Source organism: Amycolatopsis sulphurea (genome assembly GCF_002564045.1).
GTDB lineage: Bacteria > Actinomycetota > Actinomycetes > Mycobacteriales > Pseudonocardiaceae > Amycolatopsis > Amycolatopsis sulphurea.
This window is the reverse complement of record NZ_PDJK01000002.1, coordinates 4,879,648-4,898,272: the sequence shown is the minus strand read 5'-3', so window position 1 is coordinate 4,898,272 and position 18,625 is coordinate 4,879,648. Positions and strand designations below refer to the sequence as shown.

Genomic DNA, 18,625 nt, shown 5'->3' with positions numbered 1-18,625 from the left:
CGTCCCGTCGCGGCGGCCGCGAGACGGTAGCGTTGCCGGAGTGGCCGTGTCCGATCCCGCCGATGTCCGCCTGCTCGCCGCGCTGGCCGAGCTGGGCAAGACGGCCGTGCACGAACTCGCCGCGAAAGTCGGGATGGACCCGCGCGAGGTGGCCTACCGGCTGGTCTCGCTGTCCGGCAGCGGATTGCCACTGCTGGTCGGCGTGGAAAGTGACCCGAACGGTCTACGTGCGGCCCTTTCGGGGGTACCCCCGTCGTGGCAGCGGCCGGGGCCGGGCGGGCCGGCCGGCCGGATGCCACCGACCGGCGGGATGCCGTCGCCGGGCAGGCCGGGCGCGGCGCCGGGGTATGGGGCTGGGCCGGGGACCGGGTGGGGGACGCCGGGGTATGGGGCGCAATCCGGGGCGGTACCCGGTGGTGGCGGGATGCAAGGCGGTGCGGTGCCGGGTGGGGTGGCGCCGGGTAGTGCGATGCCTGGGGCTGGTGCGATAGCGGGTGGCGGATGGCCGGGCGGTCCGACTCCCAACGGTGCAGTGCTGGGTTGGGCAACGCAGGGTGGCGCAGGACAGGACGGTGGAGCACCCGGCGGCAGACCGGCCAACGCAGTCCCCAGCGGCGTCCTTCCGGGCTGGGCAACGCCAAACGGCACCGGGCCGGACAGCGGAACCCCAAGCGGTGTTCTGCCGGGTTCGGCAACGCCGAGTGGCGGCGGGCAAGACGGTGGAGCGCCTGGCGGAGGAGGACTGGGCGGCGCGACCCCGGGCAGTGCACTGGGCTGGGCGACGCCGGGCGGTGTGGGTACCCACAGTGGAGTGCCGGGCGGAACGCCCAGCGGCGAGCCGGGCAATGCAGCCCCGGGCAGCGCTACGCCGGGCTGGGCAGCGACGAGAAGCGCAGTGCCAGATGGCAGAGCGCCCGGCGGCGGAGGACCGGGCAGCGCAACCCCAGGCAGTACAACCACAAGCGGCGCTGCGGACTGGGCGACGCCGGGCACTGCAGGCCCAGACAGTGGCGTACCGGGCGACGGAGGGCTGGGCGGGATACAGGCCGCGCAGTGGGCGGGAGGAGGCGGATCCGCGACGCAGGGTGCCGGACCGCAGTCCGGCGGCGCGCCGGGGTTCGCGGGCAGGCCGGGAGCCGGGACCGGTTGGGCGGCAACGGGTTCCCCAGCACCGGGACAGCCGAACGCTGCCGCGGGCAACGACGTCCACAGTGGACAATATGGGGCGGTGCACGGTGTGCCGTCGGGAGCGTACGGAGCACCATCGGGGGTACAAGGCACACCGTCGGGAGCGTACGGATCCCCGTCGGGAGTCCAGGGAGCACCGGGAGCGTACGGATCCCCGTCGGGAGTCCAGGGCACACCGTCGGGGGCATACGGATCCCCATCAGGACTACAGGACGCATCATCGGGGCCGTACGGAGCGACGGTGCAGGGCGCACATTCAGGCGCGCACGGAACCCCAGGGCCATCAGGTGCGTACAAGGCGCAACCCGCACAGTCCGGACCGTACGGAGCGCCATCTGGCGCGTACGGCGTGAGAGGAGCGGCCACTACGGCGGATCCGGCCGTCAGCACCTGGGGCGTGCCGCAGACCGCGTCGTGGGCGCGCGGTGACGAGCCCCGGCTGGAAGCCCCGGCCGGCGGACAGCGCGGGCGAATCGGCGAGAAGCTGGAGACGCAGGGGCTGGAGGGCGAGCTGCTCACCGTGCAACTGCTGGAGGTGCAGGACCCGGCCGATTTCCTGTTCGGCGCGGCGGGGTACCGGCTGGAGGAAGGCGAGCGCGCGGTGGTCGTGCACACCGAGATCACCAACCGCGGCTCGGTGCCGTTCGCGTCGTTGCCGGACAACTACCTCGAACTGCTCACCGCCGACAGCGGCACCGTCGCCAAGGCACCCGTCTCGCTCACCTCCCGGCCACCGCACAAGATCGGGGTACGGCCGGGTGAGACGCTGGGAGGGCACACCGTGTACGTGCTCCCGGAAGCCACCCAGGTCGTCTCGGTGCGCTGGAGCCCTCGCCCCGAGCCCGACGAACGTACGCTCACCTGGACGGTGTGACCGGGGATCAGGCGTATTCGTCACGCAGGATCTGCAGGGCGTTCGCGAGGTCGTCCGGGTATTCGGCTTCGAACTCGACCCAGCGGCCGTCGGCCGGGTGCGCGAACCCGAGGGTCCGTGCGTGCAGCCACTGCCGCGTAAGGCCCAGCTTGCGCGCCAGCACCGGGTCAGCACCGTAGGTCAGGTCCCCGGCGCACGGATGCCGGAGCGCGGAGAAGTGCACGCGGATCTGGTGCGTACGCCCGGTTTCAAGCTTCACGTGCGCCAGCGAAGCCGCGCGGAACGCTTCGACCACTTCGTAGTGCGTCACGCTGGGACGCCCGCCCGCGACGACGGCGAACTTATAGTCGTGCCGCGGGTGCCGGTCGATCGGTGCGTCGATGGTGCCGCGCGTCGGATCCGGATGCCCCTGGACGACGGCGTGGTAGCCCTTGTCCACAGTGCGCTCCTTGAACGCCCGCTTGAGCACTGTGTACGCGTGCTCGCTCTTCGCCACGACCATCACGCCCGTGGTGCCCGCGTCGAGCCGGTGGACCACGCCCTGTCGCTCGGCGGCGCCGGACGTGGCGATCCGCAGCCCGGCCGCGGCGAGCCCGCCGACGACCGTGGGGCCGGTCCAGCCCGGGCTCGGGTGGACGGCGACACCGACCGGCTTGGACAGCACGACGATGTCCTCGTCGTCGTGCAGAATCCGCATCCCCTCGACCGGTTCCGCGACGAGCTCGGCAGGCCGCGCCGGTTCCGGCAGGGTCACCTCGAGCAGGCCGCCGGCGGAGAGCCGGTCGGACTTCCCGGCGGGACGCCCGTCGAGCAGCACGTCACCGGCCGCGGCGAGATCCGCCACCGCGGTGCGCGACAGGCCGAGCAGCTTGGCCAGTCCCGCGTCCACGCGCATCCCGTCGAGCCCGTCCGGGACGGGCAGCATGCGCGCGCTCACTTGGCGTCCTTCTTCGCACGTGTCGAGGTGCCGTCGTAGTCCTTGCCCAGCAAGGACAGCAGCACGATCAGCGCACCGCCGACGCAGATCGCGGAGTCCGCGATGTTGAAAATGGCAAAGCCCTGGCCGTTGGGCGCGAAGGCGGAGATGAAGTCGATGACGTGACCATGCAGCGGGCCTGGCGCGCGGAACAGGCGGTCGGTCAGGTTGCCGAGCGCACCCGCGAGCACCAGGCCGAGCCCGATCGCCCAGCCGACCGAGCGCAGCCGCCGCGCCAGCCACACGATGGCCACCACGACCGCCGCGGCGATCAGCGCGAGCACCCAGGTCATCCCGGTGGCCATGGAGAAGGCGGCCCCTGGATTGCGAATCACCTGCAGGTAGATCAGCCCGCCGAGGATGCGGACCGGTTCCTTGCCCTCCAGATTGGCCGCGACCAGGTTCTTGGTCACCAGATCGATCACCCAGATCAGCACCGCGACCGCGAACACCAGGCCGATCCGCCGCTTGGGCAGCGACGGCGCGGGGGCCGCCTCGGCTCCTCCAGCGTCCCCACCGGGCCGCGGCTCGGCAGGCCCGGGCACGTCAGGCTCGGGCACAGCGGGCTCGGACACGTCGGATTCGGGCGAGGGCTCGGTGCTCACTCCCCCATTGTCCACGCTCGCCCCTGGCCCGCTCCCGGCACCGCCGTCAGGCACAGAACGGTGGCAGCTCACGCGGGTCGCCGACCGGCGTCCACCGGCCGTCCACCTTGGTGTATTCCCACCGAGCGCCGCGCGCGACGATCTGCCGCAAGGCCAGCAGGAGCCGGTCGACGTGCTCGGCGGTGCTGCCCAGCCCGAGGCTCACGCGGAGCGCCTGCTGCCCTTCGCCGCCGGTCTCGCGGATCAGGCGACTAGTGGCGACGTGGGCACAGAACGCGCCGTCGCGCACTCCGATGCCGTACTCGGCCGACAGCACGGCGGCGACCCAACCCGGGTCGAACCCGTCGACGACGAAGCTGACCGTGCCGACGCGGTCCACCGGGGCGTCGAACAGCCGCAGTTCGGCGCAGCCGGGCAGCCCGGCAAGCCCCTTGCGGAGCCGTTCGAGCAACTCGGCCTCGTGCGCACCGATCGCGTCCCAGTTCGCGGCCAGCTGTTCGCAGGCGACGCTCAGCGCATACACGCCTACGGTGTTCGGCGAGCCCGCCTCGTGCCGCTCCGGCCCGGTGTTCCAGACCACGGCCTCCTCGGTGACCAGCTTCGTCGCACCACCGCCGGCGAGGTACGGGACGGCCGCGCGCAGCCAGTCGCTGCGGCCGATCAGCGCGCCGGCGCCGAACGGGGCGTAGAGCTTGTGCCCCGACAGCGCCACGTAGTCCACGTCGAGTTCCCGCAGCGAGATCCGCCGGTGCGGTGCGAGCTGCGCGGCGTCCAGCGCCACCCGGGCACCGTGTTTCCGCGCCACCGCGGAGATCTCCGCCACCGGCAGCAGCTCACCGGTCACATTGGACGCTCCGGCGACGACCACCAGCCGCGGCCCCTGCGGGCAGGCGGCCAGCGCTTCGTCCACAACGGACACTGCGGCCAGCCGGGTGCGCGGCAGCGACACCCGGCGCACGTTCGGCCCGCGCCACGGCAGCAGCGCGGCGTGGTGCTCGGTGTCGAACACGACCACGGAAGTCTTGTGCGGCAACGCCTTCGCCAGCAGGTTGAACGCATCGGTGGTGTTGCGGGTGAACACCACGGTGTCAGTGTCGCGGGCGTCGGCGAAGCGGCGCAGCACTTTCCGCGTGCGCTCGTAGAGCCGGGTGGAGACCTGCGACGCGAAACCCGCGCCCCGGTGCACGCTGGCGTACCAGGGCAGGAACTCGTCGACCGCGGACCGGACCGCGGACAGACACGGCGCGCTGGCCGCGTGATCGAGGTTCGCGTAGGAGATGTCGCCGCCGGTCACCAGCGGTATGCGCAGGCCGGCACCGGCCACCGGCGGAACGGCGTTGGTTTCGCCAGATTCCGGCGCGTTCGACGCAAGGGCGTTCGGCAGGACTGTATTCGGTGGGGATGTAGCAGTCATGACGCTGCCTCCTCGGCAATCCGGGGGACCCGGCGAGGGGCCCGCGCTTGCCCGCCGCACTGCGCGACCGGCCCGGTCCTCACCCGGGGCACCCCACCGCGGAAGGAGGGTTGCCGGCCAGCAAGCCGGGGCTTGACGCTGGCACTCATGACCTGCTGAAGACGATAGCCGATCACCAGTGCGCGGCACCAGCCCCATTCCGTGATCTGAGACGGCCGTCACCCGGTCAGTCCACAATGGACTATCCCGGTCAGCGGCCGGACTCCCCGCGCCACCTGGCCAGCCGCCCGGCCCGGTCCACCGCGCGGATCCGCAGCTCGGCGGCCTCGCGCACATGCTCGGTGGCGACCACGAGCAGCTGGTCGTCCTCCTGCAGCCGGCTCGTCTTCTGCGGGGTGAACCCGGCTCCGCTGCGCACCACCAGGCTGACCGTGGCCCCGGCGGGCAGCCGCAGCTCGGACAGGTACACGCCGTGCAGCTTCGAGCCCTTCTGGATGCGCACCTGCAGCAGCTCGGCGCCGAGTTCGTCGAGCGGGGCCGAGTCGACCTCGATCTCCTGCACCTCGCCCGCGCGGTCCAGCCGCAGCAGCCGGGCCAGCGGCCCGAGCGTCGACCCCTGCAGCAGGGTCAGCACGATGACGAGCACGAACACCGCGTCCACCAGCCGTTGCGCACCAGGCAGGCCTTGGGACAGCGGGATCATCGCGAGCACGATCGGCACCGCCCCGCGCAGCCCGGCCCAGGACAGGAACGCCTGCTCTCGCCAGGGCAACCGGAACGGCAGCAGGGACAGCGCCACCGACAGCGGCCGGGCCAGCAGCAGCACGACCGCGCCCGCGACCAGGCCGGGCACCAGCGTCTCCAGCAGCCTGCTCGGCGAGGCGAACAGGCCGAGCAGCACGAACAGCCCGATCTGGGCGAGCCAGCCGAGCCCTTCGGCGAAGGACAGGGTGTCCGAGCGGTGCGGCAGTTTCGAATTGCCCAGCACCAGCCCCGCGACGTAGGTGGCGAGCAGGCCGGAGGCGTGCGCGAGCTGACCCGAGGAGTAGGCGAGCACGCACACCGCGACCGTGGCGAGCGGGTAGAGCCCGGTCGCCGGGAGCGCGGCCCGGCGCAGCGCCTGGGTGCCGAGCCAGCCGAACGCCAGCCCGATGGCCAGGCCGGCGGCCAATTCGTAGACCACCACCAGCGGCAGCGACCAGTCGACCGCATCCCCGGAGGCCAGTACGATCACCGCGATGTAGGCGGGCGCGTCGTTGATCCCGGACTCGAGTTCGAGCATGCCGGACAGCCGTTTGCCGATTCCGGCCGAACGCAGCACGGAGAACACCGCCGCGGCGTCGGTGGAGGCCAGTACCGCGCCCCACAGCAGCGCCAGCCGCCAATCGAGGCCGAGCAGCCAGTGCAGCGCCGCGCCGGTGACCACGATGCTGATCACCACGGCCACTGTGGACAGCACGATCCCGGGCCCCAGCGAGGATTTGACCGACGACCAGCGGGTGGTGAGCCCGCCCTCGGTGAGGATCAGCACCAGCGCGGCCAGCCCGAGCGACTGGGTGAGCGCCGGGTTGTCGAAATGGATGCCGAGGCCGGATTCCCCGAGTACCACGCCGATCGCGAGATACAGCAGCAGCGACGGGAAACCGAGCCGGATGGACACCCGCACCGCGAGCACAGAGGACAGCAGCACCAGTCCGCCGACACCGAGGAGTACCGGAAGTCCGTCCATGTCCGCCTCCCCATCCCCGGCCCGCAGCGCGTCCAGAATAGTGAGGCGCCCGGCGCGGCCGGACACGTGTCCCCGGAACGGATGTTCCAGTCCTTTTCGGACGGTGCGACGGCCAGGGCAGGGCGGCGAGGAATTTCGCGCCAGCACACCGCCGGTGGACGGCTGGAGCGCGACCAGGACGGCCTTGCCGTGATAGCCGTCGACCGCGGCCTGCGCGGCCGCCTGGATGGCCGTACTGACGCTGCTCGTCATCGGCTTCTGCTCGGCGCCGGCGTGTCCGAACAGCGTCTCCTGGCTCTTGCCTTCGCGGTCGACCCGCTCCACCGCGAACGCGTCTCCGGACGACGCCTGCGCCCAGGTCCCGGCAAAGTTGGTCGAGGCCCCGTGATCAGCAGAGAGAGCCGTAGCTGCCCCGTCATCATCGACGGTGCCTGCCATCGTCGTCGATTTCGCCCGGCAGCAGGCGAAGCGGAGGTGTTCGAGACGCGCGACCACCTCGTGGAGGTCTCGGGTCCGTGAAGGGGCCCTTCACAGACTCAGAGTCCGTGAAGGGCCCCTTCACGGACTTTCGCGGTCTGCGCAGGCCCCTCACACCGACCTTGCCGACACCCTGACGCCTGCGCCTGTGAGGTGAGCGCGGAACGCAGCAGGGGGAACGTCTTGTCGTCGGCCAGGCGCAGCCCGCCAGCGCCGGACAGCACGACCGCCTTGCCGCCGCGGTCGACCACCGCCAGCGCGCCCCCGATCAGGACGCCCCTCTTCGCGGCAGGACTCACCTGTGCTCCCCCTCCGGGCCACGTGGCGCGCCCACACCCGGCCCCCGTTGGCTCATCGCCAACGGGGGCCGGGTGTTACCGGAAGGAGGGCGGTGGCTGAGCCGGGGAGGATCGGCGGCGCCCCCAAACAGCGCTCACGCCTTCGTGACCGCCACCCGGACCGGCACACCCTCCCCGACCGTGCCCTCGAAGCCTCCGGCCACCTCACCATGGGAAACCGACGTCGTCAGCGTTTCCGTGGCGATGAACTTCTCGTGCTCGCGCGCCGCCGACAGCACGTCTTCCGGGGCGTCGACGGTCAGCGTGATGCGGTCCGCGACGTCGAGGTCGGCGTCGCGGCGGGCCTGCTGGATCACGCGGATCAGGTCGCGGGCCACGCCCTCGGCGGACAGCTCCGGGGTGACCTCGGTGTCGAGCACCACCAGACCCGCCCCGCCCGGCAGCTCGGCCGCGGCGCCACCACCCGCGGCGACCAGGCGGCGTTCGTACTCGCCCTCGACCAGTTCCACGCCGGCGGCGACGACCGCGCCGGCGGCGGACGTGGTCCAGTCGCCGGACTTGACCGCCTTGATCACCTGCTGCACGACCTTGCCCAGCCGCGGGCCGGCGGCGCGGGCGTTCACCGCGACCTCGAAGGTGCCATGCGCGGCGACGTCGGTGGTCAGCTCGACCGCCTTGACGTTCACCTCGTCGCGCAGGATGTCGGTGAAATCGCTCAGTGGCGCCACGTCCTCGGCCGCCACCAGCAGGTTCGCCAGCGGCAGGCGCACGCGCAGCTTGTTCGCCTTGCGCAGCGCCAGCGCCGAGGACGCCACCTGCCGCACCCGGTCCATCGCGGTCACCAGCGCGGCGTCCGCGGGCAGGTCGAGCGCGTTCGGCCAGTCGGTCAGGTGCACCGAGCGCCCGCCGGTCAGCCCGCGCCACACCGTTTCCGTGGTCAGCGGCAGCAGCGGCGCGACCACCCGGCAGGTCACCTCCAGCACGGTGTGCAGGGTGTCGATCGCGTCCTGTTCCCCGGCCCAGAACCGGTCCCGGGACCGGCGGACGTACCAGTTCGTGAGCACCTCAAGGAAATCCCGCACGATCTGGCAGGCGCCGGCGACGTCGTACCGGTCCAGCGCGGCCTCGACGTCGGTGACCAGCTCGTGGGTCTTCGCGAGCACGTAGCGATCCAGCAGGTGCTTCGAATCCGTGCGCCAGACGCCCTGCTTGCCCTCGGCGTTCGCGTACAGGGCCAGGAAGTAGTACGAGTTCCACAGCGGCAGCACGGCCTGGCGCACCGCGTCCCGGATGCCGCGGTCGGTCACCACCAGGTTCCCGCCGCGCAGGATCGGGCTGGCCATCAGGTACCAGCGCATGGCATCCGAGCCGTCGCGCTCGAAGACCTCGTTGACATCCGGATAGTTGCGCAGCGACTTGGACATTTTCTGCCCGTCCGAGCCGAGCACGATGCCGTGCGCGACGCAGGTGCGGAACGCCGGCCGGTCGAACAGCGCAGTGGCCAGCACGTGCAGCAGGTAGAACCAGCCGCGGGCCTGGCCGATGTACTCGACGATGAAGTCGCTCGGGTAGTGGTGCTCGAACCAGTCCGCATTCTCGAACGGGTAGTGCACCTGCGCGTAGGGCATCGAACCGGAGTCGAACCACACGTCGAGCACGTCCTCGACCCGGCGCATGGTGGACTTCCCGGTCGGGTCGTCCGGGTTCGGCCGGGTCAGCTCGTCGATGTAGGGCCGGTGCAGATTGTCCAGCCGCACCCCGAAATCACGCTCCAGCTCGTCCAGCGAGCCGTACACGTCCAGGCGCGGGTACGCCGGGTCGTCCGAGCGCCACACCGGGATCGGCGAGCCGAAGTAGCGGTTGCGCGAGATCGACCAGTCCCGCGCATTTTCCAGCCATTTGCCGAACTGGCCGTCCTTGACGTTCTCGGGGTACCAGGTGATCTGCTTGTTCAGCTCGATCATCCGGTCCTTGAACTGGGTGACCGCGACGAACCACGACGACACCGCGCGGTAGATCAGCGGATTGCGGCACCGCCAGCAGTGCGGGTACGGGTGCTCGTAGGTCTCGTGACGCAGCAGCAGTGCGCCCTGTTCGGCCGCGGAACCGGTGCCGTTCTTGAGGTCGCGGACGATGTTCGGGTTCGCGTCGAAGACCAGCTGGCCTTCGTAATCCGGCACGGTCGTGTCGAAGTGACCCTGGGCGTTGACGGGGGTGACAGGCGTGATGCCGGCCGCGTCGGTGACGGCCTTGTCCTCTTCACCGTAGGCGGGCGCGATGTGCACCACGCCCGTGCCGTCCTCGGTGGTGACGTAGTCCGCGGACAGCACGCGGTGCGCGTTCTCCGTGTCGGTGAAGTACGGGAACGGTGGTGCGTAACGGGTTCCGAGCAGCTCTTCACCGGTGTAACGGGCGACGACCGTCGGCTCCTCCCCCAGCTCGCGCGCGTACGCGGCGACGCGCGCTTCGGCGAGCAGGAAGCGCTTTCCGGGGAAGCTCTCGCTCTCGACCACGACGTAGCGCACCTCGGGGTTCACCGCGGTGGCGAGGTTCGACGGCAGAGTCCACGGCGTGGTGGTCCAGATCAGCAGGTACGCGCCGTCGAGGTCACTGCCGTTGCCCTGCAAACGGAATCCGACCGTGACGGCGGGGTCCTGGCGGGTGCGGTAGACGTCGTCGTCCATCCGCAGCTCGTGGTTGGACAGCGGGGTCTCATCGCGCCAGCAGTAGGGCAGCACGCGGTAGCCCTCGTACACCAGGCCCTTGTCCCACAGCTGCTTGAACGCCCAGATCACCGACTCCATATAGGACACATCGAGCGTCTTGTAGTCGTTCTCGAAGTCCACCCAGCGGGCCTGACGGGTGACGTAGTCCTGCCACTCGCTGGTGTAGCGCAGCACGGACTCGCGGGAAGCCTCGTTGAACTTCGCGACGCCCATCGCCTCGATCTCGGCCTTCTCCGTGATGCCGAGCTGGCGCATCGCCTCCAGTTCCGCGGGCAGGCCGTGGGTGTCCCAGCCGAAGCGGCGCTCGACGTGGCGGCCCTTCATGGTCTGGTAGCGCGGCACGATGTCCTTGACGTACCCGGTGAGCAGGTGCCCGTAGTGCGGCAGGCCGTTGGCGAAGGGCGGGCCGTCGTAGAAGACGTACTCGTTGTCGCCGTGCTCGCCCGCGGGGCGCGCGTCGATCGAGGCCTGGAAGGTGCGATCGCTCTCCCAGTATTCGAGAACGTGCTTCTCCAGCGCGGGGAACGACGGCTGGGCCGGGACGGCGGCCTGCCCGTCCAGGGAAACCTGGGGGTACATCCGGGTGCTCCTTGCGTTCGTCGCTCGCGTAAGGGCGACCGGCGGTCACCCCCACGGGGACGAGACGCTCGCACGTCACGCGGTACCACCCCGCTTGCCCGGGGCAGGCCCCAGGCCACTCGTTCGGCGGCGATGACGGGCCGCACCCGTCCGGTTCTACTGGGGGCGCGAGGCCCTGTTCTTCCGGAAGCTCCCCGGTGATGGCCGGATCGACGCTGTGCTGACACCAGGTTAGCCCGCCGCCTCAACCGGGTTTCCGCCAGCCCGTGCCCGCGTGGTCACCGCGATCACCCCGGCACCCCGCGAGCCACAGTCCCGCGGACACCGGGGCGGGCAGGTGCAGCCCGTGCAGAACATCCCGGCGCACATGGTGATCAGGACCGCGGAACGCATGCCTCCAGCGGACCCCGTGGACACTTCCGTCGCGGTGGAATTGTCCACGGATCATGCTGGGCAGGTGCTCGAAGGAAACGCCGACATCGCGCGGACCGCGGCGCTGTTCGCCGACCCGGCCGGGTGCGGGTCCTGCTCGCGCTGGGCGATGGGCGGTCGCCGGCCGCCTCGGTCCTCGGGGACGCCGGGCTGCCGGCGCAGGGCGTAAGCGCGCATCTGGCGAAACTGCTCCCCGCAGGCCTGGTGACCGCCGAACGTCCTGGAAATGCTGTGAAGGGGCCCTTCACGGACTCTGAGTCCGTGAAGGGCCCCTTCACAGCTTTTCAGCGGTGGGCGGCGGCCAGCACGGTGTCCGGGCCGCATCGGCCGCACGGGGTGAAGCCGAGCTGGCGTGCCTCGCCGACGGCGATGGGGATGGTGTCGCGGCCGGAGAGCCAGCCGCAGTCGACCAGGTGGTAGCGGGGGTACTCGTCGACGACCACGACCTCGTCCGCCAGGTCCTTGATCACCTCGAGGTCCGCCTCGGCGGTCTCCTCCTCGCCGGGAGGCGTGTCGCGGACGGCCTTCGCGTCCGCCTTCGCCCCCTCGGCGGGGGCCGGTGCCGGGTCGCTCAGTTCACCCGTGGCGGGCAGCAGTTCGGTCTGCTCGGTATCGGACTCGGCACCGGTTTCGGCGTCCGGGCCGTCCTCGGCGTCCGCCGGTTCCGGTACGGCCTGCACCCGATCGGCGGAACGGCGCCGCAGCCAGTCCACGAGCAGCAGCACCCCGGCGAACACGGACAGGCCGATCGAGACCCAGGCCCACAGCGACGTGGCCGTGATGAGGGCCGTGATGAGCAGCGCGAGCGCCGCTACCACCAGAACGAGGACGATGTAGAGCACGCTGAATTAGAGCACGCAGGCACCCGCCCCGGCGCGCGACCCGCCTGCCGCGGCGACTCCCGGCCGTGCCGGAGCGCTACCCGGACGTGGCCGGGCACATCGTCCGCCCCGCCGGGCCAGCACGGCCCGGCGGGGCGGACGGGGACGGTGTCCGGCGGGTCAGCCGGCTTCGGCGCGCGGGCCGAAGGAGTAGCCCTGGCCGCTGCTGGACGAGGAGGACTGGCCCGAGCCGGACGAGGAGGCGGTGGCCGGCGCCGCGGAACCGCGGTCGTCGAGCTCGCGCAGCTGGGATTCGAGGAAGCCACGCAGCCGCGTGCGGTACTCGCGCTCGATCGTGCGCAGTTCCTCGATCTTCTTGCCCAGAGCGCCCTTCTCGGCATTCAGGTTGTTCATCGTCTCGGTGTACTTGCGCTGCGACTCGCGTTCCATGGTGGTCGCCTTGTCGCGGGCCTGGCGCTCCAGCGTCTCGGCGCGGGTCCGCGCGTCGTTCAGCATGGTCTCGGCCCGGGTGCGGGCCTCGTTGACCATCGAGTCCGACTTCGCCCGCGCGTCGGAGAGCAGCTGCTCGGACTTGGTCCGGGCCTCGGCGAGCATACCGTCGGACTCGGTCTTGGCCTCGGCGGTCAGCCGGTCGGCCATCTCCTGGGCCAGGCCGAGCACCTTGGCCGCCTGGACGTTCGGCTCGCTGTTGTCGCCGACCATCCCGTGGGCCTGGGTCTGCTCCATCGCCGAGGCGGGCGGCGGCACCGGCGCCAGCCGGCGCGAGGGCTCCTCGCGCACCGGGGGCGGCCCGGCCACCTTGGCGTTCTCCAGCTCGGCCCGGGTCGATTCGAGTTCCGTGTCGAGCTGCTCCATCTGCTGGCGCAGCTCGTTGTTGTCCTCGATCAGCCGGGCAAGCTCGGTCTCCACCAGGTCGAGGAACGCGTCCACCTCGTCCTCGTTGTAGCCCCTCTTGCCGATGGGCGGCTTGCTGAACGCGACGTTGTGCACGTCAGCGGGGGTCAACGACATCAGATCACCTCACGCACTCCATGGCCTGCCGGACTCACCCTGGTGTCCCCGTTCACCTGGGTGTCGCCAGTTGCATCCCGAAGAACACGACCAGCAGCAGAACCATAATCGATAAGTCCAGTCCCATCCCGCCGATGCGAACCACAGGAATGATTCGCCGGAACAGCCGCACCGGTGGGTCGGTCACTGTGTAGATGGTCTCGAGCGTCACCGCAACCCCTCCGGCGGGACGCCACTCGCGCGCGAAGGTGCGCACGAGCTCGATGACGATACGCGCGGTCAGCAAAAGCCAGAACGCGAACAGCACGTACCAGACCACCAGCCACACAGCATTCACGGCGACCACTCTAGCGGGGGACGGCCGCGCTGTGCGCAGGCTCCGCCCTGGCGCGGCGATGAGTCGACAAAATCACGTACGGCTGCGCTCAACGGTCGGACCTGCTTCACCCGCGCAGGAACAATCCGCCCTCGGCGATCCGCCTGCGGTCTTCGGCGGTCACGTCGACATCCGGCGGTGAGAGAAGGAACACCTTGCTGGTGACCTTGTCCATCGAGCCCCGCACGGCGAACGCCAGCCCGGCCGCGAAGTCCACGATCCGCTTGGCGTCCGCGTTCTCCATCTCGGTGAGGTTGATGATCACCGGGATGCCCTCGCGGTAGTGCTCGCCGATGGCGCGCGCCTCGACGTAGCTCGTCGGGTGCAGCGTGGTGATCCGGCTGAGCGGATCGCGCACCACCGGCTCGGCGACCGGCCGCAGCCGGGCCACCGGGTCCGGCTGCCGGTCCACGGCAAGCGCGCCGTGCGTGGTGGGCTCGGCGGCGGTCACCGACCGTGACCGCATCCGGTTCCCGGGTTCGTCGTAGGTGTCCGCCGGCTCGCGGTACCGGCCGCGCGAGCGGGCCGGTGACTCGTCGTAGCCGTCGTAGCCGTCGTCGTAGTCGCGGCGGTAGTTGTCGTCCTCGAGGTCGTAACCTTCCTCGTCCGCGGGCACCATCCCGAAGTAGGCCTTCAGCTTCTGCAGCGCGCTCATGCCTCTCCCTTTGCCCTAGCCGCTCCCGCTCCACGCCCGGCCGGTCGCGTTCCGTGACCAGCAGGCGGACTCCCTTACGGCGAGGCTAAACCGCGGCCGCCGAGCAGCGCGGTTCCGACACGCACACAGGTGGAACCGTAGGTGATCGCCGACTCCAGATCATGGCTCATTCCGGCGGAGAGTTCCACCGCTTCCGGATGCTCCGCACGCATTTTCCGCGCAGCTCGCGCCAGCCGCGCGAAGGCCGCCGACGGGTCCTCCCCGAGCGGCGCAACGGCCATCACGCCCCGCAGTCGTAGCTCACCCGTATGAGTGATGTGGTCGGCGAGCGCGGACAGTTCCGGGACCGGGACGCCGCCGCGTGCCGGGTCGGCGTCGAGGCTCACCTGAATCAGCACATCGAGTGGTCCGGTGCGCTCCCCCGCGTCCCGGGCAGCGGTCACCGCGCGACCGAGCGCGTCGGCCAGCCGCGCCGAATCCACCGACTGCACCTCGTCGGCCCAGCGGACCACCGACCGCGCCTTGTTCCGCTGCAACCGCCCGACCATGTGCCAGCGCGGCGCGGCGTCCGGCCGCAGCCCGGCGACCTCCGCCGCCTTCGGCCCGGCCTCCTGGTCACGGTTCTCGGCGAGATCGAGCAGCCCGAGATCGGTCAGCACGGCCGCATCGGCGGCGGGGAAGGTCTTGGTCACCCCGAGCAGCCGCACCTCCCCGGACGCCCGCCCGGCCACGGCACAGGCCGCGTCGATCCGCGCCCGCACGGCGGCCAGCGAAGCGGCGAGTTCCGCCCGGCGTTCATCGGTCCCGGTCACGCGGCGGCTCCGGTGGACAGCCCTCCGGGCGACCCGGCGCGGTGTGGCGGCGTGACCGGCAAAGTACGGCGGCTGGGCCGGGCCGGGTCGGCGTTCGATGCCTGGCCGGTGGCGTGGGTGAACGGCACTGCGCCTTCCCTGCAGGAGCGATGGGTGAGCCGAGCCGGAGCCACACCGACACCGCTCGGCGCCCGATCGAGCCGGGCCGGCCGCAGACCGGCATCAGCCCGCGCTCGACCTGCCCGGACCGGAGCAGCACAACTCAGCGCCCGAACGCAGCTCCACACGCGATACCCGGAAGCCCCAACCGACACCAACCCAACACCCCACTCCGACCAGACCCAGCCCGCCGCCAACTCATCAGAACCCTGAGCAAACCGAACCACGCCCACGTCGGCTCCACCCAGCGCCCGGCCGCACCTTCGCGCGTCTGGCACCTGCCGACCACCCCGCACCGAAGGCCCCGTCACGCCGTGTCCGCTTCAAGCCAGGTGATGCCCGCGAGACGACCCGTGGTGCCGTCACGGCGGTAGCTGAAGAGGGTCTTATCCTCGGCGGTGCAGCGGGGATCGGCGCCGATGTGGCCGACGCCGAGGGCGGCGAGCTGGCGCCAGAGGCCTGCGCGCAGGTCGAGGCCGGTGGTCCCGGTGCGGGTCCGGGCGGTGCTGCCGGGCAGGTGTTCTTCCACGTCGGCAGCCATCTCCGAGGGGACCTCGTAGCACTCGCCGCAGATGGCCGGGCCGAGCAGGGCTTCCGTACGGGCCGGGTCGGCACCGAGGTCGCGCATTGCTTCGAGGGCCGCGGGAAGCACGCCGATGCGGGCACCGATGCGACCGGCGTGCACCGCGGCGGCGACGCCCGCCACCGGGTCGGCCAGCAGCACCGGCACGCAGTCCGCGACCATCACCACGAGCGCTACCCCGGGCTGGGCGGTGACCAGAGCGTCGGTCGCTTCGGCGGCCTTCGTCTCGGTGCCGTCCACGACCGTCACGGTGCGGCCGTGGACTTGCTCCATCCAGCACAGCCGGTCCTCGGCCAGGCCGAGCTCCTTCGCGAGCCGCGCACGGTTGGCGTACACGTCGCCCGCGTCGTCGCCGACGTGGTCACCGAGATTGAAACTGTCGTACGGCGGGCGGGAAGCACCGCCCGCCCTCGTCGTGACGATTCTTCGTACTCGCACCCCGTCATCCTGCCAGGGGTGGTGCACTCAGCGGCGCATGAACGGCGGAACGTCGACCTCGTCGTCGGTCGGGTCGTCGTGCACCGTGGTGGGACGGCTGGGCAGCCCACCGGAGGACGAGCCGGAACCAAGCGGTGAGTAGCGCGAAGCACCCCCGGGCTGGGGCAGGCCGCCGGGTGGGGTGCCACCGGGCTGGGGCAGCGGCGGGCGCGGCGGCACCGGCGGGTAGCCGTTCCCGCTCGCGGGCGGCACCGGGGTGGCGCCGCCGGTCGGCGGTGCGGCCGGCTGCGCCGCGGACGGCGTGCTGACCTGGCCCGCCGCGGCGCTGGCGGTGCTGCCGCCGTTGGCCCGGGAGCCGAACGCGGGCGGGTCGAGCTTCTTGTGCGTGGGCGCGCCGGAGTCGAACCCGGCCGCGATCACGGTGACCCGGACCTCGTCGCCGAGGGAGTCGTCGATGATCGTGCCGAAGATGATGTTCGCCTCCGGGTGCGCGGACTCCTGCACCAGCGAAGCGGCCTCGTTGATCTCGAACAGGCCGAGGTCGGAGCCACCGGCGATGGACAGCAGCGCGCCGTGTGCCCCGTCCATCGAGGCCTCCAGCAGCGGCGAGTTGATCGCCTTCTCCGCGGCCTGGATCGCCCGGCCCTCCCCGCGGGCGGAGCCGATGCCCATCAGCGCCGAGCCTGCCCCGGACATCACGCTCTTGACGTCGGCGAAGTCCAGGTTGATCAGGCCGGGCGTGGTGATCAGGTCGGTAATGCCCTGGACACCGGAAAGCAGCACCTCGTCCGCCGAGCGGAACGCGTCCATCAGCGAGACGCCGATGTCGCCGAGCTGCAGCAGCCGGTCGTTCGGGATCACGATCAGCGTGTCGCACTCGTTGCGCAGCTGCTGGATGCCCTCTTCGGCCTGCTTGCCGCGGCGCTTGCCCTCGAAGGTGAACGGCCGGGTCACCACGCCGATGGTCAGCGCGCCCAGCTTGCGGGCGATCTGCGCCACCACGGGCGCGCCGCCGGTGCCGGTGCCGCCGCCCTCGCCGGCGGTCACGAACACCATGTCGGCGCCCTTGATGACCTCTTCGATCTCCTCGCGGTGGTCCTCGGCCGCCTTCTGCCCCACCTCGGGGGCGGCGCCCGCACCGAGACCGCGGGTCAGTTCCCGGCCGATGTCGAGCTTGACGTCGGCGTCGGACATCAGCAGCGCCTGCGCGTCGGTGTTCACCGCGATGAACTCGACACCTTTGAGGCCGACCTCGATCATCCGGTTCACGGCGTTCACGCCGCCGCCGCCGATGCCGACGACCTTGATCACCGCAAGGTAGTTGTGCGGGGGCGTCATCGGGTCCGCCTTCCTGATCGTGATGTGCACGTGCTGCTGCCGGGGCCGGAAACCTCAACCTCAAGCCGAGAGTGAGAGTTATGTCAACCACCAGCGTCAAGGCAGGACGGTAGGCACCGGGCAGGCGCTAATCCAGTAGGCACGCCGTAGCCGACAAAGGTGTTTTGCCACAACGCGAACCCGGACGCAAGGCGGCGGCCCACCCGATACCCCCGCTCCACCAGCCCCACCCCGCTCTGCTAAGCGGCCCCGGGAGGGCTGTGAAGGGGTCCTTCACGGACTCAGAGTCCGTGAAGGGCCCCTTCACCGGGCCGCCACCGACTCGGCCACCTCGTCGAACGGCCGTCCGCGGGCGGCTTCGAAGGTCGCCTTGTGCTCGCGCTCGGTGGTCGCCCGCTGGAAGTCGAGGAAGCCGGTGAGCTGCGTGCGCTCGTCCCCCGCCATCGGCGGCTCGGGGCGCTGCGGCGGGGTGTTCGCGATGATCGGCATGGCGCGGATTCTGCCGGAGCGACCCGGCACGGACAGCCGGTTTTCCGGGCGAGCGGGAGCCGTCCCGGCGGTTAACTTGTGCACAATGTAATTGTGGGCTACCTTCATGGGCATCCACTTCCGATCACCCAGGAGGCATTCATGCCGAGCCGCAACGCGACCACCAACTGGACCGGCGGACTGCAGGAGGGCAAGGGCGCGGTCGCTTTCGACTCGTCGAAGGCGGGCACGTTCGACGTGTCGTTCCCGACCCGCTCCGGCAACCCGGACGGGCAGACCAGCCCGGAGGAGCTGATCGCCGCCGCACACTCGTCCTGCCTGGCCATGAACCTGTCCGGCGTGCTGGGCTCCCAGCAGCTGGAGGCGGAGTACATCGACGTCTCCGCGGAGGCCACGCTCGGCGCGGACGCCGGCGGCGGCTTCGCGATCACCGGGATCGCGATCACCCTGCGCGCCAAGCTCGACGGCGTGAGCGCCGAGCAGTTCGCCGAACTCGCGGCGACCGCGGAGAAGACCTGCCCGGTGTCCAAGGCACTCGCCGGCACCCGGATCACGCTGGACGCCGCACTCGCCTGACCGGCCCCGCCGCGGAGGGCCTGCGACGCCCTCCGCGGCCGCCCGGA

Annotated in this window: 16 protein-coding genes, 2 pseudogenes and 1 riboswitch; of the genes and pseudogenes, 3 read left to right on the top strand and 15 right to left on the bottom strand. The window is 71.2% G+C overall.

The features are described from left to right. Window positions 1–40 precede the first annotated feature (40 nt). Window positions 41–259, top strand: a pseudogene (locus ATK36_RS34000) (AsnC family protein); the annotation flags it as partial. Window positions 260–1,231: 972 nt separating this feature from the next. Continuing rightward, window positions 1,232–2,062 (top strand): annotated as a pseudogene (locus ATK36_RS28490) (AsnC family protein); the annotation flags it as partial. Window positions 2,063–2,069: 7 nt separating this feature from the next. Here the strand turns inward: ATK36_RS28490 and ATK36_RS28485 are convergent. From ATK36_RS28485 to ATK36_RS33995, 15 genes are all read right to left on the bottom strand, one after another. After that, window positions 2,070–2,999, bottom strand: a complete 930-nt coding sequence (locus ATK36_RS28485; protein WP_098514266.1) for an RluA family pseudouridine synthase — start codon at window positions 2,997–2,999, stop codon at window positions 2,070–2,072. Beyond that, the gene (gene lspA, locus ATK36_RS28480) at window positions 2,996–3,643 is read right to left on the bottom strand and encodes a signal peptidase II (RefSeq protein ID WP_098514265.1); all 648 of its coding nucleotides are present in this window, start codon (window positions 3,641–3,643) and stop codon (window positions 2,996–2,998) included. Before lspA ends, ATK36_RS28485 begins: the two co-directional genes overlap by 4 nt. A 46-nt stretch (window positions 3,644–3,689) precedes the next feature. Then, a complete protein-coding gene (locus ATK36_RS28475; protein WP_098514264.1) occupies window positions 3,690–5,057 on the bottom strand; it encodes an aminotransferase class V-fold PLP-dependent enzyme in 1,368 nt (455 codons plus the stop codon). A gap of 38 nt (window positions 5,058–5,095) precedes the next feature. Continuing rightward, a riboswitch (SAM riboswitch) is annotated at window positions 5,096–5,210 on the bottom strand. 97 nt (window positions 5,211–5,307) lie between these two features. Beyond that, window positions 5,308–6,786: a potassium/proton antiporter gene (locus ATK36_RS28470; RefSeq protein WP_098515256.1), complete on the bottom strand. Its 1,479-nt coding sequence runs from the start codon at window positions 6,784–6,786 to the stop codon at window positions 5,308–5,310. A gap of 536 nt (window positions 6,787–7,322) precedes the next feature. Next, on the bottom strand, window positions 7,323–7,562 hold the full coding sequence (locus tag ATK36_RS28465) for a hypothetical protein (protein ID WP_098514263.1): 240 nt from the start codon (window positions 7,560–7,562) through the stop codon (window positions 7,323–7,325). Between the two features lie 134 nt (window positions 7,563–7,696). Then, entirely contained in the window at window positions 7,697–10,867 is a 3,171-nt protein-coding gene (ileS, locus tag ATK36_RS28460; RefSeq protein ID WP_098514262.1) for an isoleucine--tRNA ligase, read from the bottom strand. 444 nt (window positions 10,868–11,311) lie between these two features. After that, complete coding sequence (locus ATK36_RS34885; RefSeq protein WP_211291977.1) at window positions 11,312–11,476, bottom strand: hypothetical protein; 165 nt, start codon at window positions 11,474–11,476, stop codon at window positions 11,312–11,314. A gap of 107 nt (window positions 11,477–11,583) precedes the next feature. Next, a complete protein-coding gene (locus ATK36_RS28450; RefSeq protein WP_098514261.1) occupies window positions 11,584–12,141 on the bottom strand; it encodes a hypothetical protein in 558 nt (185 codons plus the stop codon). Window positions 12,142–12,300: 159 nt separating this feature from the next. Further along, the gene (gene wag31, locus ATK36_RS28445) at window positions 12,301–13,152 is read right to left on the bottom strand and encodes a DivIVA-like cell division protein Wag31 (protein WP_098514260.1); all 852 of its coding nucleotides are present in this window, start codon (window positions 13,150–13,152) and stop codon (window positions 12,301–12,303) included. Window positions 13,153–13,204: 52 nt separating this feature from the next. Next, window positions 13,205–13,480 (bottom strand): YggT family protein, encoded by a 276-nt coding sequence (locus ATK36_RS28440; RefSeq protein ID WP_098515255.1) that lies wholly within the window; start codon window positions 13,478–13,480, stop codon window positions 13,205–13,207. A 115-nt stretch (window positions 13,481–13,595) separates the two neighbouring features. After that, window positions 13,596–14,183: a cell division protein SepF gene (locus tag ATK36_RS28435; RefSeq protein WP_098514259.1), complete on the bottom strand. Its 588-nt coding sequence runs from the start codon at window positions 14,181–14,183 to the stop codon at window positions 13,596–13,598. Window positions 14,184–14,257: 74 nt separating this feature from the next. Further along, a complete protein-coding gene (locus ATK36_RS28430; protein WP_098514258.1) occupies window positions 14,258–14,995 on the bottom strand; it encodes a YggS family pyridoxal phosphate-dependent enzyme in 738 nt (245 codons plus the stop codon). Window positions 14,996–15,461: 466 nt separating this feature from the next. Then, window positions 15,462–16,175, bottom strand: a complete 714-nt coding sequence (gene pgeF, locus ATK36_RS28425; protein WP_098514257.1) for a peptidoglycan editing factor PgeF — start codon at window positions 16,173–16,175, stop codon at window positions 15,462–15,464. A gap of 27 nt (window positions 16,176–16,202) precedes the next feature. Further along, window positions 16,203–17,513, bottom strand: coding sequence for a cell division protein FtsZ (gene ftsZ / locus ATK36_RS28420; protein WP_098515254.1), 1,311 nt, complete (start codon window positions 17,511–17,513; stop codon window positions 16,203–16,205). Between the two features lie 303 nt (window positions 17,514–17,816). After that, the gene (locus ATK36_RS33995; RefSeq protein WP_098514256.1) at window positions 17,817–18,002 is read right to left on the bottom strand and encodes a hypothetical protein; all 186 of its coding nucleotides are present in this window, start codon (window positions 18,000–18,002) and stop codon (window positions 17,817–17,819) included. Between the two features lie 141 nt (window positions 18,003–18,143). Between ATK36_RS33995 and ATK36_RS28410 the strand changes: the two genes are divergently transcribed. Continuing rightward, window positions 18,144–18,578 carry an OsmC family peroxiredoxin gene (locus ATK36_RS28410; protein ID WP_098514255.1) on the top strand — a complete coding sequence of 145 codons (435 nt, stop codon included), beginning with the start codon at window positions 18,144–18,146 and terminating at the stop codon, window positions 18,576–18,578. Window positions 18,579–18,625 lie beyond the last annotated feature (47 nt).

Excerpts from the sequence above, each read along its gene's own strand:
- ATK36_RS28475 (WP_098514264.1), bottom strand. The coding sequence starts at position 5,057 with ATGACTGCTACATCCCCACCGAATACAGTCCTGCCGAACGCCCTTGCG.
- ATK36_RS28470 (WP_098515256.1), bottom strand. The coding sequence starts at position 6,786 with ATGGACGGACTTCCGGTACTCCTCGGTGTCGGCGGACTGGTGCTGCTG.
- ileS (WP_098514262.1), bottom strand. The coding sequence starts at position 10,867 with ATGTACCCCCAGGTTTCCCTGGACGGGCAGGCCGCCGTCCCGGCCCAG.
- ATK36_RS34885 (WP_211291977.1), bottom strand. The coding sequence starts at position 11,476 with ATGCGCGCTTACGCCCTGCGCCGGCAGCCCGGCGTCCCCGAGGACCGA.
- wag31 (WP_098514260.1), bottom strand. The coding sequence starts at position 13,152 with ATGTCGTTGACCCCCGCTGACGTGCACAACGTCGCGTTCAGCAAGCCG.
- ATK36_RS28435 (WP_098514259.1), bottom strand. The coding sequence starts at position 14,183 with ATGAGCGCGCTGCAGAAGCTGAAGGCCTACTTCGGGATGGTGCCCGCG.
- ftsZ (WP_098515254.1), bottom strand. The coding sequence starts at position 17,513 with ATGACGCCCCCGCACAACTACCTTGCGGTGATCAAGGTCGTCGGCATC.
- ATK36_RS33995 (WP_098514256.1), bottom strand. The coding sequence starts at position 18,002 with ATGCCGATCATCGCGAACACCCCGCCGCAGCGCCCCGAGCCGCCGATG.
- ATK36_RS28410 (WP_098514255.1), top strand. The coding sequence starts at position 18,144 with ATGCCGAGCCGCAACGCGACCACCAACTGGACCGGCGGACTGCAGGAG.